Origin of the sequence: Rhizobium sp. Leaf453, from assembly GCF_001425605.1 — a bacterium.
GTDB lineage: Bacteria > Pseudomonadota > Alphaproteobacteria > Rhizobiales > Rhizobiaceae > Pararhizobium.
Window position 1 is genome coordinate 71497 of the sequence record NZ_LMRG01000002.1, and the last position, 16142, is coordinate 87638.

Consider the following 16142-nt stretch of genomic DNA (forward strand, 5'->3'; position numbering starts at 1 on the left):
GACGACCTTGGCAGCAAATATCGAGGAAAATTCTGAATGCACGAACCCCGAAGACGAACGGCTCAGCATTGGAGCCAATATCGCCTTCGGTCTGCAACATGTCCTGACAATGTATGGCGGCATCGTCGCCGTCCCGCTTATTCTTGGCCAAGCCGCCGGATTGAATTCCGCTGAAATCGGCCTGCTCGTAACGGCATCGCTTTTTGCCGGGGGACTGGCAACGATCCTGCAAACCATCGGCGTTCCGTTCTTCGGCAGCCGCTTGCCACTCGTGCAGGGCGTATCATTCTCCGGCGTGGCGACGATGATTGCCATTTCAGGCAATGGCGGCATTCCGTCCATTCTGGGTGCTGTTATCGCGGCGTCGCTGATCGGCCTTCTGATCACGCCGGTCTTTTCGCGCATCACCCGCTTCTTCCCGCCGCTCGTGACCGGCATTGTCATCACGACGATCGGCCTGACCCTCATGCCGGTGGCGGCCATGTGGGCCATGGGCGGCAATCGCAATGCACCGGATTTCGGCAGCCCGGCGAACATTCAACTGGCCGCCGTGACCCTCGTCATCGTGCTGTTTCTCAGCAAACTCGGCCGCGCATCGATTTCTCGGCTTTCGATCCTGCTTTCGCTCGTGATTGGCACTGCCATCGCCTATGCCGTCGGCATGACGGACTTTTCGCAGGTCGCAAACGGCCCGGTCTTCGCCCTGCCCCAGATTTTCCACTTCGGCTATCCGACATTCGAGATCGCCGCCATCATCTCGATGTTCATCGTCATCATGGTCACCCTTGTGGAGACGTCGGCGGACATCCTTGCCGTGGGGGAAATCGTCGGAACGAAGGTGGATTCCCGCCGTCTGGGCGATGGATTGAGAGCAGACATGCTGTCCAGCATTCTGGCTCCGGTTTTCGGCTCCTTCACCCAGAGTGCCTTCGCGCAGAATGTCGGCCTTGTCGCCGTGACGGGTGTAAAGAGCCGCTATGTGGTGGCGACCGGCGGTCTCTTCCTCGTTGCGCTCGGCCTCCTGCCGATCATGGGCCGCGTCGTGGCTTCCGTCCCCACGTCGGTTCTCGGTGGCGCCGGGCTGGTGCTGTTCGGCACGGTCGCAGCCAGTGGCATTCGCACGCTGTCCAAGGTCAACTACGAAAACAACATGAACCTCGTCATCGTCGCGACATCGATCGGCTTCGGCATGATCCCGATCGCCGCTCCGAGCTTCTACGAGCATTTTCCGGCATGGGTGGCGACAATCTTCCATTCCGGCATCAGTTCGGCCGCCCTGATGGCGATCTCGCTCAACCTTCTGTTCAACCACCTGACCGCCGGCAACTCCGATCAGCAATCGGTCTTCGTCGCAGCGACCGAACGTACGATCCGCTATCAGGACATCGCCCGCCTTCATGACGGTGACTATTTCCTCGGCGGCAAACTCTACGACGCAAAGGGTACCGAGGTGCCGTTGGTCGTCGCCGAAGCACACTGACATTCACTCCGAACTCGCAACGAAACCCCGAAGCACGACACGCTTTGGGCAAGGATCCGCATATGACACAGCAGACAGACCAATATGAACTTCTCGACGCCCTTCTCGAGACGATGGAGAGCGGCATCATTCCCGCGACGGAAGCAGGTGTCGCCGCCGGCAACAAGATTTTCGGCGCGGCCCTGATGAAGAAATCCGACCTTTCCACCGTTCTCGTCGAGACCAACAATGAAACGGAAAACCCGCTCTGGCACGGCGAAGTCCACACGCTGAAGCGCTTCTATGAAATGACAGGGACAGATCGCCCCGACTCGCGCGACCTGATCTTCCTGTCGACGCACGAACCCTGCTCAATGTGCCTTTCCGCAATCACCTGGGCCGGCTTCGACAATTTCTACTATTTCTTCAGCCATGAGGATTCCCGGGATGCCTTCTCGATCCCCCACGACCTCAAGATCCTCAAGGAAGTCTTCACCCTCGAACCGGGCGGCTACAACAGGACGAATGCATTCTGGAAGGGGAAGTCCATCCACGCCCTGATCGACGGCCTTCCCGAACCGCAGCGAAAAGCTCTTGCCGACCGCGCCGAGGCCATCCGGCGCAAATACGACGAACTGTCCAACGTCTACCAGGCAAGCAAGGCCGACAACGCCATACCGTTGAATTGAACGGTTCCCACTCGCACGATCCGTCTGTTTCGACCACCGAGAGGATCAGCACCCAATGACACAGGCGCCGCCGGTCAGCCCCGCTCCGGCGGCGGTGAGCAGTAACCGCTCGCCGGAAGAAAACGGGCTGGCCTGGTGCGCAAGCGAGAGGGATAGCGGAATCGTCGCCGCCGATGAATTTCCATAATCCGCGATGCTTCTAAGCGTTCGTTGCGGGTCAATATCGAGGGTATCGCAGACGGCATCGAAGATGCGGGCATTGGCCTGATGCGGTACGAAACGATGGATGTCCGCCGCCGTCAGCCCGGCATTTGTCAAAGCCCGCATTGCGCATCGGCTCATCATATCGACCGCCTGGGTAAACATCGCTCGTCCGTCGCGCATGGTCATAAAGCATTCATCCGCCGTCATGCCGGCCGCAAAAGGCCGGCTGCTGCCACCTGCCGGGATGGAGATCAGGTCATAGTGGAGACCGTCGGAAGCGAGGTCGAGGCCGAGAACACCCGTCTGCGGATCCTCCGAAGGCACCAGCACAACAGCGCCGGCCGCATCGGCGAACAGAACGGAACTCGCTCGTTCCGCCAGGTTGATCCGCCGGCTGAGAATATTGGCCGCAACGACAAGGACCGGGCGCCCTTGGGTCCGAACGAAACCGTCCGCCAATGTCAGCGCATAGAGAAACCCTGAACAGGCCCCCGCCAGATCGATCGCGCCGGAATTCTTCAGACCGAGGCGGCAGGCAAGAAGGGGCGCCGAAGGCGGCAGAAGATGGTCCGGCGTCGATGTCGCAAGCAGGGTCAGCGCGATATCTCCACGGCTTATTCCGGAATTCTCGATTGCTGCCGCACCAGCCTGGGCCGCCAGCCCGGACAATGTATCGCCGGGTTCGGCCCAGTGCCGTGCATGGATCCCGGTGCGGCGCGCTATCCAGCCGTGCTCCAGGCCCAGCCTGTTCTCAATTTCGGTGTTTTCGACACGTCTTGCCGGAACGGAATGGCCGAAACCGCCAAGCCTGGACGACCGTATCCTTCTCATAACCGGCCCACCGCGAAGGTTGCCGCCGCTTCGTCGATTGCATCATAGGCGCGATCGAGATCCTCAACGGAAACACAGTAGGGCGGCATTAGATAGATGACGTTACCGAGAGGGCGAATAAGCAAGTTCCGCTCGCGAAAGAATGCCCGTAGTTTTGGCCCGACATCGGAGAGATAACCACCCACAGGCACGCGGAGATCAAGCGCGGTTATCGTGCCCGACTGGCGGACATTGGCAAAACGCGGATCGGACCGGAAGCGGCTGAGCCTCTGCGCCTGCATGGATTGCAGCATGTTGATCCTGGACTTGACCGGTTCGTTTTTCCAGACGGATAGGTTGGCAACGGCTGCGGCGCAGGCGATCGGATTGGCCGTGTAGGAACTTGAATGAAAGAAAGTGCGGCGCCGGTCCGTGGAGAGGTGCGCATCAAAAATCTCTGCCGTGCACAGTGTTGCTGCCAATGGTACTGCCCCGCCCGTCAGCCCCTTCGACGTGCAGAGAATATCCGGGCTGATCCCGGCCTGCTCGCATGCGAAGAGACTGCCAGTCCGCCCCCATCCGGTCATCACTTCGTCGGCAATCATCAAGCTACCGTATCTCTCCGCAATCCGTTTCAACGCGCTCAGGATCGAGGCGGGATAGAACAGCATCCCACCGGCGCCGAGCACCAGCGGCTCGATCAGCAAAGCCGCCACCTGGCCTCTGGCGCAAAAGGCCTCGAAAGCGTCGAGCGTGTCCTGTTCGCGGCCCGGAGAGGGGAACGGGATGCGGTCGACGCCGAACAGCAGAGGATCATAGGCAGCATTGAAAACGCCGCGCTCACCCGCCGACATCGTGCCGATCGTGTCGCCGTGATAGCCGTTTTCCAGAACACAAATGCGCGTGCGTGGCTGGCCGGAATTGTGGAAGAAGCCGAGCGCCATTTTCAACGCCACTTCGACGCAGGTCGAGCCACTGTCGGAATAGAAGACATGACCGAGACCGGTGGGCGCGATCTCGATCAGGCCTAGAGCCAGCTGCTCCGCTGGTTCATGCGAATATTCCGCGAAGATGATCTGGTCATAGCTATCACAGGCGGCCTTGATCGCTTCCATAATCACCGGGTGACGATGGCCATGGGTGATGACCCACCAAGAGGATATCGCATCGAGGATTGGCGACCCGTTCTCGTCGACGAGATGAGCTCCCTCCGTGCGGATGATGCGCTTCATCGCCGGTTCCAGCGCATGCTGGGTAAACGGATGCCAGACCGGGGACGCCGAAGCTGTGTGGTTCATGCCGCCAGCTCCAGAAAGTTGGAAAGGGAAAATCGATCCCGGAATGCCTGTCGCAGGTTCATCGGGGTCAACGGATCAAGACGCGGCAAACGACCGAGAATTCTCACATTGCCTATGGCGCCGATAACCCGCTGTGTTTCGGCCTCCTCGTTGCCGATAAAAGCGACGCCGAGGATCGGGATTGCGCGGCTGCGCAGTGCCTCAATCGACAGCAGCGTGTGGTTGATCGTCCCCAGTGCGGTGCGCGCGCAGAGGATGACGGGCAAGTGCCAGCGCGCGAAAACGTTGGCGAATACCTGATTGTCCGTCAGCGGCACCAGCAGGCCGCCTGCCCCCTCTATAACAAGCGGCCCCTCCGTTTCCGGCAGCGCCAGCTTTTCGGGATTGATCTCGATCTTGTCTATCCGCGCGGAGAGATGGGGCGATGCGGGCGTCTTTAGCCTGTAGGCCTCCGGCAGGATGCGTGCCGGCGGGATTTCACCGAGACGGCCGACGATCTCGCTATCGGATTCTTCGTCCAACCCGGCTTGCACCGGTTTCCAGTAGGAGCCGCCCAAGGCGGCGGCGAGCGCCGCCGAAAACACGGTCTTGCCGATGCCGGTATCTGTGCCGGTGACAACGAAACGAGGCATCATGGGGTTTCCTCCGCCATGATTGTCCGCAGCCGGACAAACATGCGTTCGATGGTCTCTTCGTTGACATTGAGAGTGATGGCAATGCGAAGCCGCGCTGTGCCTTCCGGGACCGTTGGCGGGCGGATGGCGCGGATGTCGAATCCCTCCTCGCGCATGCGCGCGGCAATCCGGACGGCTCGACCGTTGTCGCCGATCATGATGGGCAATATCTGTGACTGGCCGGGCTCGACACCGAGATTTGCCACCAGCGCGGCATTGGCGAAAGATACCAGAGCTTCGAAGGAAGACCGGCGCTGCGGTTCCTCCGCCAGTATTTTCAATCCCTCGCGTACGGCGACGGCCATCAGCGGCGACGGCGCCGTCGAATAGATGAAGCCGCGCGCCCGGTTGACGAGATAGTCGCAAAGTGTCGCGCTGGCGCAGAGCAACGCGCCGGATGCGCCGAGAGCCTTGCCGCAAGTATGCAGGACAACAACATTTTCCCGACCATCGAGATCGGCGGACAATCCTCGACCGCCCGGCCCGAGGACGCCGGTCGCATGGGCTTCGTCGATCACCAGAAATCCGTCATACCTGTCAGCGAGTTCCGCAAGTTGCGCGAGGGGAGCGCGATCGCCGTCCATCGAATAAAGGCTTTCGACGGCTATCCATGGATACCCCGCACCGCCTTCCGCCCGCCAGGCCGCAATCGCCTTCTCGAAGGCGGCAACATGGTTGTGGGCAACTGCCACGGCTTGCGCCCGACTGGCCCTGATCCCATCATGAGCGCTGGCATGGACCAATTCGTCATGAACGATAAGATCACCACGCTGCGGAAGGGTGGAAAACAGGGCCATGTTGGCGGCATAGCCGCTTCCGAAATAGACCACCCGCTCGACGCCGAAAAATGCCGCCGCCTCACGCTCCAGCGCCTCATGTTCCGGGTGGTTGCCACGCAGCAAACGTGATCCTCCCGCGCCGACTGGTACTCCGCGTTGAGCGGCCGCGTTGACAGCGGCGGCCAGACGCGGAGAACCCGCCAGCGCAAGATAATCGTTCGAGCTGAAGTCGGCCCCGTCCTGTGCCAGGAGCGAACGGCGGCGACCTTTTCGTTCCAACCCCGCCAATGTCGTCTGGTAGCGGGCAAGGCGTGCCGATGTCATTCGGCCTGCCCCAGTTCCATCGGCTTCAACCCAAGCCGACGGAAAAGCGCGGAATCGTGATCTTCACCTGGATTTTCGGCCGTCAACAACACATCCCCGGCGAAAATCGAATTGGCACCGGCGAAGAAACAAAGCGCCTGCATTTCATCACTCATCCGGGTGCGGCCCGCCGACAACCGGACATGCGAGCGCGGCATCAGGATACGGGCAAGGGCGATCGTCCGGATGAAATCAATGGAGTCGACAGGTGGCGCATCCGCAAGCCTTGTGCCTTCAATCGGGATCAGCATATTGACTGGCACGCTTTCCGGCGGCTCGGGCAGATTGGCCAGCGTCACCAGCATGGAGATGCGATCATCGACCGTTTCGCCCATGCCGAGAATGCCACCGGCACAGACCTTCATGCCTGCATCCCGCACATTGGCAAGCGTATCGAGACGATCGGCAAAGGTGCGGGTGGTGATGATCTCGGGATAAAACTCTTCCGACGTGTCGATGTTATGATTGTAGTAGTCGAGGCCTGCATCCGCCAGAATGCCCGCCTGCCCCGGCGACAGCATGCCGAGGGTCATGCAGGTCTCCATACCCAGCGCCTTGACACCCGCGATCATGGCGACCAGCACATCCATGTCGCGCGCCTTCGGGCTACGCCAGGCTGCGCCCATGCAATAGCGGGATGCGCCCTCGGCCTTGGCTTTTCGAGCCTCGGCGATGACCTTTTCCACCATCATCAGCTTCGACGCTTTCAGACCTGTCGGAGAATGGGCCGACTGACTGCAATAGCCGCAATCCTCGGCGCAGCCGCCGGTCTTGATCGAGAGAAGCCTGCTGATTTGCACCGCGTTGGGATCGAAATGCTCGCGGTGAACCGACTGGGCGCGGAACAGGAGATCGTTAAAGGGCAAATTATAGATAATTTTTGCGTCATCAAAAGAAACTCGGGCGCTGACATCGGCAAGCGAGGTCATTTCGGGCTGTTTCGAGATTTTTTCCTGAAGCACTTGCGACTGAACTCCCTTTAGATACGCACAGAAATCTTATTATAGATATAATCTGATATTATCTATAATTTTTCGTGCGACACCATGAGGCAACATCCTTAGCATTGCAAAGGACGCAAACATTCAACCGCTGGGGAGCATCGACAGATCCAAACCGGATCAACCTATTGAAAAATATCGCCGAAAATTTCTGCGATCAGCCAACGATCGCGAAGGCTTCGCGTGTGGCGCCGGAAGCGTTTCTGACCGGCTTCTGGCCAATCCACTGGACATGGCGTTCGAGAACGGCGGCCGCGTTTTCGATATTGCCCTGTCGAAGAAATGTCAGGATGGCGCGGTGATCGTGATCGGTACGTACTTCCCATTCCGACCGCCAACTGGCGAACAGGAACCGTGCACTGGCTGCATGAAGATCCCCGATCGACGTCAGCAGCCGCGGCATATTGCAGGGGGCCAGGATGAGGGTATGAAACAGCCGGTTCGCTTCCTCCCACGATCGGACATCACGGGAATTGTCACCTGCCACCGTCGCCTCCTCCGCCCGATCGAGAATGGCGGACGTCAGGTGAGGGGCGGCGTGCCGCAACGCCAGCACTTCGAGAGCCGCGCGCATCTGCGCAACCTCGCGAACCTCCTTCAGATCGAACGAGGCAACGCGAACGCCGCGCCGCGGCTCGCTGACCGCGAGCCCCTGCGCTTCCAGCCGCCGAAAGGCTTCGCGTACCGGCACATGGCTGGTCCCGAACTCCTCGGCTATATGATCCTGACGAAGCTTGGAGCCGGGCTCAAGGCTACCGGTCACGATCCTGTCGGCAAGGATTCGGCTGATGCGGCTGGCAATGGTGTCTTCATTCGGCGACGTCATTTTTTATAGATAATTTGCCGCGACAACGCTGTCGAGGCCAACAGGAAAAGTCCCCGCGTTTTGTTGGCCCTCTTTCAAAGGCGAACTATTCCGCAGGCATAAATGGGGCCTTTTGGCCCCATCCTCATGTTCAGGAGATGATCGGCAGCAGCTGATCGATGCTCTTCTTTGCGTCGCCGTAGAACATGCGGGTGTTGTCCTTGTAGAACAGCGGGTTCTCGATGCCGGAATAGCCGGTGCCTTGGCCGCGTTTGGAGACAAACACCTGCTTGGCCTTCCAGACCTCGAGCACCGGCATGCCGGCGATGGGGGAGTTCGGGTCTTCCTGGGCGGCCGGGTTGACGATGTCGTTGGAGCCGATAACGATGACGACGTCGGTGCTGGGGAAGTCGTCGTTGATTTCGTCCATTTCCAGAACGATGTCGTAGGGTACCTTGGCTTCGGCGAGCAGCACGTTCATGTGGCCAGGCAGGCGACCAGCGACGGGGTGGATGGCGAAGCGCACGGTCTTGCCGGCGGCCCTGAGCTTGCGGGTAAGCTCCGAGACCGACTGCTGGGCCTGTGCCACCGCCATGCCGTAGCCGGGCACGATGATGACACTGTCGGCATCGTTGAGGGCGGAGGCAACGCCATCCGCGTCGATAGCGATCTGCTCGCCCGAGATTTCCATGGCCGGTCCGGTCGTGCCGCCGAAGCCGCCGAGGATGACCGAGATGAAGGAGCGGTTCATCGCCTTGCACATGATGTAGGACAGGATCGCCCCCGACGAGCCGACCAGCGCGCCGGTGACGATCAGCAGATCGTTGCCGAGCGTGAAGCCGATGGCGGCCGCCGCCCAGCCGGAATAGCTGTTCAGCATCGACACGACGACGGGCATGTCGGCGCCGCCGATGCCCATGATCAGATGATAGCCGATGAAGAAGGCGAGAAGCGTCATGACGATGAGCGTCCACGCACCCGCGCCGTTGGCATACATCAGTAGCAGCAGCAGCGACAAGATGGCGGCCGCGGCATTGAGGAAATGGCCGCCGGGCAGTTTCTTCGCCTTGCCGTCGACCTTGCCGGCCAGCTTGCCGAAGGCGACGACCGAGCCGGTGAAGGTGACAGCCCCGATGAACACGCCGAGGAAGACCTCGACCTTCATGATGGCCAGTTCGACCGGGCTCTTGTGGGCGAGAATTCCCGCAAAGCCCGACAGCGCCGATCGCGCCGCCTCATCCATGCCGGCAATGTTGGCCGCTTCGATATGGGCGTTGAAGCCGATGAAGACGGCGGCAAGGCCGACAAACGAGTGGAGTGCGGCCACAAGCTGCGGCATCTCGGTCATCTGCACGCGCGAGGCGACATAATAACCGAGCACCGCCCCGCCAGCGATCATGAAAAGAATGATGAACCAGTTGCCGACGCCAGGGCCGAAAACGGTCGCAAAGACGGCGAGCGCCATGCCGACAATGCCGTACCAGACGGCGCGCTTGGCGCTTTCCTGGCCGGACAGGCCGCCGAGCGAGAGGATGAAGAGGACAGCAGCCGAGATATAGGCGGCCGAAACGATACCGATGGTCATGATGGTGGCCTCTGGCTCAGGACTTCTGGAACATGGCGAGCATGCGGCGCGTCACGAGGAAGCCGCCGACAATGTTGATCGTGGCGACCAGCACCGAAAGTGCGGCCAGGATCACCACGAGCCAATGGCCCGAGCCGATCTGAAGAAGCGCGCCGAGGATGACGATGCCGGACACGGCATTCGTCACCGCCATCAGCGGCGTGTGGAGGGAATGGCTGACATTCCAGATCACCTGGAAGCCGACGAAGCAGGCGAGCACGAAGACCACGAAATGGCTCATGAAGCTCGCCGGCGCCACCGAGCCGACCACGAGCAGCAGAGCAGTCGCCACGAACAGCAGGATGCCCTGGCTCTTCGTCTGCGCCTTGAAAGCGGCAACCTCCTTTGCCTTTTTCTCCTCGGGCGTCAGTTCCCTCGCCTTTTCCTTCGGCTTCTGCGCGGCGATCGCCTGGATTTTCGGCGGCGGCGGCGGATAGGTGATCTCGCCATCCTTGGCGACCGTCGCACCACGAATGACGTCGTCGTCCATGTTGTGGACGACGACACCGTCCTTGCCCGGCGTCAGGTCCGTCATCATGTGGCGGACGTTGGTCGCATAGAGCGTTGAGGCCTGAGCGGCCATGCGGCTCGGGAAGTCGGTGTAACCGACGATGGTCACGCCATTCGGTGACACGATCTTCTGATCCGGCACCGTCAGGTCGCAATTGCCGCCGCGTTCAGCCGCAAGATCAACCACGACCGAGCCCGGCTTCATTGCCGCGACCATGTCTTCCAGCCAGAGCTTGGGCGCGTCACGGCCGGGGATCAGCGCCGTGGTGATGACGATGTCGATCTCAGGCGCCAGTTCGCGGAACTTCGCCAACTGCTTCTCGCGGAATTCCGGCGAGGACGGCGCGGCATACCCGCCGGTCGCGGCGCCATCCTGCTGGCCGGTCCCCTGACCGTCGGTAAAGTCGAGATAGACGAACTGGGCGCCCATGGATTCGATCTGCTCGGCCACTTCAGGGCGCACGTCGAACGCATAGGTGATGGCACCCAAGGACGTCGCCGTGCCGATAGCCGCCAGGCCCGCGACACCCGCACCGATCACCAGAACCTTGGCCGGGGGCACCTTGCCGGCAGCCGTCACCTGGCCGGTGAAGAACCGGCCGAAATTGCTGCCCGCCTCGATCACCGCCCGGTAGCCGGCAATATTGGCCATCGACGACAGCGCGTCCATCTTCTGCGCGCGCGAGATGCGCGGCACCATGTCCATGGCGATCACGTTCGCGCCGGTCGCCTTCGCAGCATCCAGAAGCTCCTTGTTCTGCGCCGGATAGAAGAACGAGATCAGCGTCTTGCCGGGCCGCAACTGCGCGACTTCGCCGAGCTCCGGCGGCCGTACCTTGGCAATCACATCAGCATCGGCCCACACCGAAGCCGCAGACGGCGCGATCTCGACACCCGCCGCGCGATAGGCGTCATCCGAAAAGCCGGCTGCTCGGCCGGCGCCGGCTTCGATGACGCAACCATAACCAAGCTTCTGCAATGCCTGGGCACTGTCCGGCGTCATCGCAACACGCGATTCCCCGGAAAACACCTCCCTTAGCGCCCCAATCTTACTTGCCATGCTAATCCGCTCTCCCCACCGACACGACAAAATTCGAAGGCCGAACAAGCAAAATTGAGGCGTACTGTCCAGTACGACTTGCCGCCAATCCGTCCATTTTTGTCGCTTTTGAGTTTTCTCTAATCGATTTTATTTTGTTGCGGCGCAGCATGGCAGCAGCTCGTCCGGGACCGTCCCGGCTGAAACAACCCGCCTGCCGAACCGCTTATTTCGGCCGCTCGAAAGTGTAGACAACGAGGTCGAGCATGATCAGCATCGTGTTCTCGTCCCGCAGGTGATAATCAAAAATGCCCTTGTCGCAAGTCACGCCCAGCGTCCTTGCCGGGTCCGGAAGTTGCACCAGCCTGGCATTTGTGGCCGCCTTCTCCGCATTTTCGGCAAAGCCCTGGAAGAAACCTTCGGCAGGCACGTCGGACCAGATATAGGCAGCATCGTTGCAGCCAAACGGCGCCGGCCCCTCGACCGCGTGCGCGGAAAACCGGATCGTCTTGCCGATAAAGGGATTACCCTTTTCCACCTCTGCGACACCACCGCCCTCCGAGAATCGAACACCTGACGCGATCGTCCATTTTCCCTTCGGCGGGCCGTCTGCGGCAACGACACATGTGGGAAAAACAGCGATCAACAACACGAAAAGCATGCGCATCATGGGATGGCCTTTCACAAAGAATGAACCGAGATTTTCAACTTCCGTCTCTGAGATCAAGGCCGGAAATGACAATCCCGCGACATTGCGCCGCCCGGCATTCACAAAGCCGCGCATTACGTTGACGGGCTCTCCGAAAATCGGTTCTCGATGAACAAGGCAGTCTATGATACCTGCGCTGCCAGGCATCAGCACGGATACGGAAACGCATGGGCGCTCTCGAAATACACGGAATCAGCAGGTCGTTCGGAGGCACCGCCGCTTTGAGCGATGTAACGCTCGATGTCGCCAAGGGAGAAATCATCTGTCTGGTCGGCCAGTCGGGTTGCGGCAAGTCTTCCCTGCTGCGGATCATTGCCGGCATCGACGTTCCCGACAGGGGACGAATTCTCCTGAATGGACAACCCGCCTCTGGCCCCGATGCGTTCATTGAGCCGGAAAATCGGAATATCGGCTTCGTTTTCCAGGACTACGCCCTCTTTCCGCACCTGACTGTCGAGCAGAACGTTATGTTCGGCCTCAAGGGCATACCGAAGGCCGAGGCCTGCAAGCGCGCCGCCGACGTCATCGCGCAGGTCGGCATTTCGCATCTGTCCGGGCGTCATCCCCACATGCTCTCGGGTGGAGAGCAACAGCGTGTCGCGCTGGCAAGGGCACTGGCGCCGAAGCCGGATATCCTGCTGATGGACGAACCCTTCTCCAATCTCGATCGCGGACTGAGGGAACGCGTCCGCGACGAAACGCTGTCCTTGCTCCGCCAGACCCAGACCACGGTGATCATGGTAACCCATGATCCGGAAGAGGCACTATCGGCCGGAGACAGGGTGGTGCTGATGAAAGACGGACGCATCGTCCAGCAGGGCTCAGGTTACGATATCCACGACCGACCGGAGACACCCTATGCCGCTGAATTTTTCTGTGCGTTCAACAAGGTTCCCGGCCTGTTTTCCGGTGGACATATCGAAACACCGCTCGGCCGCCTTCCTCACACACTCGACGCCGCCGATGGTGAGCAGGTGATCGTCTATCTGCGGCCGCAGGGAATTGCGGTCAGCGAGAAAAACGCGACCTTTACAGGCCGCGTCCGGCACCGCGTCCTCATGGGAGAAATCGAGCAAATCTCCGTCGATGTCGATGGTCTCGACGCGCTGCTTCAAATCCGGACGATGCAGCGTGTGCCGCCTGATGCGGACACTTTAGGCTTGGCCGTGCTCCCCGAAAGCTACTTGCTGTTTGCCGATCTGGAGCACCGGGCAGTCACACTGGCGTGACTGGTTACGGTAAACTGGCCCCGACAAACTTGACTGCTATTGTCCATTAATGTTCGACAGCGTGGCCTGTTCACCTGGAGAACCACCATGAAACAACTGTGCAAAAAGTCGACGCTTCTGGCAGCCGCATTGCTCTCGAGCACCAGCGTCGCGGCCGCAGCGGAGCTCAATATTTACACCACCCGCGAGCCTGGCCTCATCCAGCCTTTGCTGGATTCGTTCACCAAGACGACCGGCACCAAGGTCAACACCGTATTCCTCAAGGACGGGCTGGCCGAGCGCGTGGCCACCGAAGGGACAAGCTCCCCGGCCGACGTGCTGATGATGGTCGATGCCGGCAATCTCGTCGATCTCGTCGACAAGGGCGTGACGCAGCCGATCGACTCCAAGGTTCTCACCGAAGCCGTACCGGCGGAACTTCGCGATGCCAATGGCAACTGGTTCGGCCTGTCGATGCGCGCCCGCGTCGTCTACGCGCCCAAGGACAGCGATCTCGCCACCTTGAATTATGAGGATCTCGCCGATCCGAAATGGAAGGGCAAGGTCTGCATCCGCCCCGGCCAGCATCCCTACAATACGGCTCTGTTTGCCGACTACATCGCCCATTACGGCGCTGATGAAACCGAGAAGTGGCTGACCGGCCTCAAGGACAATCTGGCCCGCAAGCCGGCCGGCGGCGACCGTGACGGCGCCAAGGATATCCTCGGCGGCATCTGCGACCTTGCCATCGCCAACTCCTATTATGTCGGCCTGATGCGCTCGGGCAAAGGCGGAGAAGAACAGACCGCGTGGGGCAATGCCATCAAGGTGATCTTGCCGACCTTCAAGGATGGCGGCACGCAGGTGAACGTCAGCGGTGCGGCCGTCGCCAAGCATGCGCCGAACAAGGCGGAAGCGGTGAAGCTTCTGGAATATCTCGTCTCCGATGAAGCCCAGAAGATCTACGCCGAAGCAAACTACGAGTATCCGGTGAAAGCCGGCATCGCGGCCGATCCGATCATCGCTTCCTTCGGCGAGCTGAAGATCGACAACAAGTCTCTCGCCGAAATCGTCAGCCATAGAAAGCAGGCAAGCGAACTGGTCGACAAGGTCGGCTTCGACAACTAAACACGGCACGAGGCGCCCGTGATGTCACGGGCGCCTCGTGGCTTGGGTTCCTCCGTGTTGAATGACGCCGAGGTATGGGTTGCATCGCATGGCAGTGAGCATCGGGTATAGGAAGAGAGGGCAGCGCAGCGGCGCGCTCTGGCTTGCCTGCGCGATTGCGATGGCCTTGCTGGTGCTCTTGCCCATCACAGCCCTTTTCGTTCAGGCCATGCAAGGATCCGCCGGGCTCTGGCTCCATCTTCTCGAAAATGTGCTGCCCATCGCCCTACGCGACACCGTCATCCTTCTGATCGGCGTCGGCATTCTCGCCGCCGTTCTCGGGACATCGCTGGCATGGCTGGTTACGGCCTATGATTTTCCCGGTCGCGGCATGCTCGAATGGGCATTGCTGCTGCCGCTGGCTGTGCCCACCTACATCATCGCCTATGCCTATCTCGATATCCTGCATCCGATCGGATCCGTGCAAGGCGCCATCCGTTGGATTCTGGGCTATACCAGCCCGCGCGAGTTCCGCCTCCCCGACATTCGCTCGATGGCGGGATGCATCATCCTGCTCGGCTTCGTGCTGTATCCCTATGTCTACATCCCGACCCGGGCGATGTTCCTCACTCAATCCGGCAATCTGCTGGACGCGGCGCGCACGCTCGGCATTTCGCGCCGGGGCCTGTTCTGGCATCTGGCGCTGCCGCTGGCGCGGCCAGCCGTCGCCGTCGGCGTCAGCCTGGCCCTGATGGAAACGCTGAACGATGTGGGCGCTGCGGAGTTTCTCGGCGTGCGCACGTTGACGGTCTCGATCTACACGACATGGATCACCCGAAACGACCTTCCCGGCGCGGCGCAGATCGCGCTTGCTCTGCTGCTGGTGGTGGTCACGCTCGTCGCGCTGGAGCGCTGGGCGCGACGCCGGCAACGATACTCGACCGGTGCGCAGCGTCACCAGCGGTTCGAACCGCACCGACCTTCACCGATCAAGGGCTGGTTGCTGTTTGCGGCCGGTGCTCTGCCGATCCTGATCGGCTTCATCGCCCCCGCACTCTATCTGTCGTCTGAAGCCTGGAAGCGGGTCCAGTTCGCCGGCCTGTCCGAGCGCTTCTTCGCGGAAGCGTTCAATACGATCGTACTGGCCCTGCTGGCGACCATCTGCACGCTTGCGGCAGGCCTCGCTGTCGCCTACGCCAACCGCCTGCGGCCGGGGCCGATCTCGACATGGAGCTACCGCGTTTCGACCCTCGGATATGCCGCGCCCGGCAGCGTTGTCGCGCTCGGTGTTCTCATTGCGCTTGCGACATTCGACCAGGCGATCGATCGCGCTGCAACGACATGGCTCGGATTTGCCACCGGTCTTCTCTTCATGGGATCGGGACTTGCACTGGTCTACGCCTACATAGTCCGGTTCCTGGCTATTTCGGCCGGCGGGATCGATTCCGGACTGGCTCGCATTCCTGCATCACTCGACCAAGCATCTCGCCTTCTCGGGCAAACCGCGACCGGAACCTTCGTCCGCGTCCACTTATCCCTTTCGCGCGCGGCGCTGACGGCGGCCGGCCTTCTCGTCTTCGTCGATTGCGTCAAGGAACTGCCGGCGACACTGTTGTTGCGGCCGCTCAATCTGGAAACATTCGCGACCCATCTTTATGGCGAGGCAGCCCGCGGTACCTATGAAGAAGCCTCCATTGCCGCACTTGCCATCGTCGCGATCGGCATCCTTCCCGTCATCTTCCTGTCCCGCGTCGGGCGAACGGGCTGAAGCGAATCCTGTCCAGCCGGATTGCTTCCGCTTACAGCATGCGGCACCGGCGCGATAACTTGACAAATGCGATCACCTATCTAACAAAGCGCTCG

14 protein-coding genes are annotated in these 16142 nt (G+C 60.8%); 5 read left to right on the forward strand and 9 right to left on the reverse strand.

The features are described 5' to 3' along the window. The first annotated feature begins 7 nt into the window (after positions 1-7). Complete coding sequence (locus ASG68_RS05020; protein ID WP_062585088.1) at positions 8-1480, forward strand: nucleobase:cation symporter-2 family protein; 1473 nt, start codon at positions 8-10, stop codon at positions 1478-1480. Between the two features lie 62 nt (positions 1481-1542). After that, positions 1543-2148, forward strand: coding sequence for a deaminase (locus ASG68_RS05025; protein ID WP_062585819.1), 606 nt, complete (start codon positions 1543-1545; stop codon positions 2146-2148). A gap of 45 nt (positions 2149-2193) precedes the next feature. Here ASG68_RS05025 and ASG68_RS05030 read toward each other — a convergent pair whose 3' ends face one another. The 9 genes from ASG68_RS05030 to ASG68_RS05070 all read right to left on the reverse strand — a co-directional run bounded on the left by ASG68_RS05030 (position 2194) and on the right by ASG68_RS05070 (position 11925). Further along, the gene (locus ASG68_RS05030; protein ID WP_062585090.1) at positions 2194-3183 is read right to left on the reverse strand and encodes a beta-ketoacyl-ACP synthase III; all 990 of its coding nucleotides are present in this window, start codon (positions 3181-3183) and stop codon (positions 2194-2196) included. Then, the gene (locus tag ASG68_RS05035) at positions 3180-4460 is read right to left on the reverse strand and encodes an adenosylmethionine--8-amino-7-oxononanoate transaminase (RefSeq protein WP_062602472.1); all 1281 of its coding nucleotides are present in this window, start codon (positions 4458-4460) and stop codon (positions 3180-3182) included. Before ASG68_RS05035 ends, ASG68_RS05030 begins: the two co-directional genes overlap by 4 nt. Continuing rightward, positions 4457-5095 carry a dethiobiotin synthase gene (gene bioD / locus ASG68_RS05040; protein WP_062585092.1) on the reverse strand — a complete coding sequence of 213 codons (639 nt, stop codon included), beginning with the start codon at positions 5093-5095 and terminating at the stop codon, positions 4457-4459. The genes ASG68_RS05035 and bioD overlap by 4 nt, the downstream gene beginning before the upstream one ends. After that, the gene (locus ASG68_RS05045) at positions 5092-6237 is read right to left on the reverse strand and encodes an 8-amino-7-oxononanoate synthase (protein ID WP_062585094.1); all 1146 of its coding nucleotides are present in this window, start codon (positions 6235-6237) and stop codon (positions 5092-5094) included. The genes bioD and ASG68_RS05045 overlap by 4 nt, the downstream gene beginning before the upstream one ends. Continuing rightward, positions 6234-7205, reverse strand: coding sequence for a biotin synthase BioB (gene bioB / locus ASG68_RS05050; RefSeq protein ID WP_062585097.1), 972 nt, complete (start codon positions 7203-7205; stop codon positions 6234-6236). Before bioB ends, ASG68_RS05045 begins: the two co-directional genes overlap by 4 nt. A gap of 229 nt (positions 7206-7434) precedes the next feature. Beyond that, positions 7435-8103, reverse strand: a complete 669-nt coding sequence (locus ASG68_RS05055) for a GntR family transcriptional regulator (protein WP_062585099.1) — start codon at positions 8101-8103, stop codon at positions 7435-7437. A gap of 130 nt (positions 8104-8233) precedes the next feature. After that, positions 8234-9667 (reverse strand): NAD(P)(+) transhydrogenase (Re/Si-specific) subunit beta, encoded by a 1434-nt coding sequence (locus ASG68_RS05060; RefSeq protein WP_062585104.1) that lies wholly within the window; start codon positions 9665-9667, stop codon positions 8234-8236. Positions 9668-9683: 16 nt separating this feature from the next. Continuing rightward, entirely contained in the window at positions 9684-11276 is a 1593-nt protein-coding gene (locus tag ASG68_RS05065) for a Re/Si-specific NAD(P)(+) transhydrogenase subunit alpha (RefSeq protein ID WP_062585106.1), read from the reverse strand. A gap of 205 nt (positions 11277-11481) precedes the next feature. Next, positions 11482-11925, reverse strand: coding sequence for a hypothetical protein (locus ASG68_RS05070; protein ID WP_156373709.1), 444 nt, complete (start codon positions 11923-11925; stop codon positions 11482-11484). Between the two features lie 206 nt (positions 11926-12131). Here ASG68_RS05070 and ASG68_RS05075 point away from each other — a divergent pair, with 206 nt between their 5' ends. The 3 genes from ASG68_RS05075 (at position 12132) to ASG68_RS05085 (ending at position 16047) form a co-directional block, all read left to right on the forward strand. Beyond that, complete coding sequence (locus ASG68_RS05075; RefSeq protein WP_062585110.1) at positions 12132-13193, forward strand: ABC transporter ATP-binding protein; 1062 nt, start codon at positions 12132-12134, stop codon at positions 13191-13193. An 87-nt stretch (positions 13194-13280) separates the two neighbouring features. Then, on the forward strand, positions 13281-14300 hold the full coding sequence (locus ASG68_RS05080; protein ID WP_062585112.1) for a Fe(3+) ABC transporter substrate-binding protein: 1020 nt from the start codon (positions 13281-13283) through the stop codon (positions 14298-14300). An 88-nt stretch (positions 14301-14388) separates the two neighbouring features. Further along, positions 14389-16047 (forward strand): ABC transporter permease, encoded by a 1659-nt coding sequence (locus tag ASG68_RS05085; protein WP_082478106.1) that lies wholly within the window; start codon positions 14389-14391, stop codon positions 16045-16047. Positions 16048-16142: the final 95 nt, after the last annotated feature.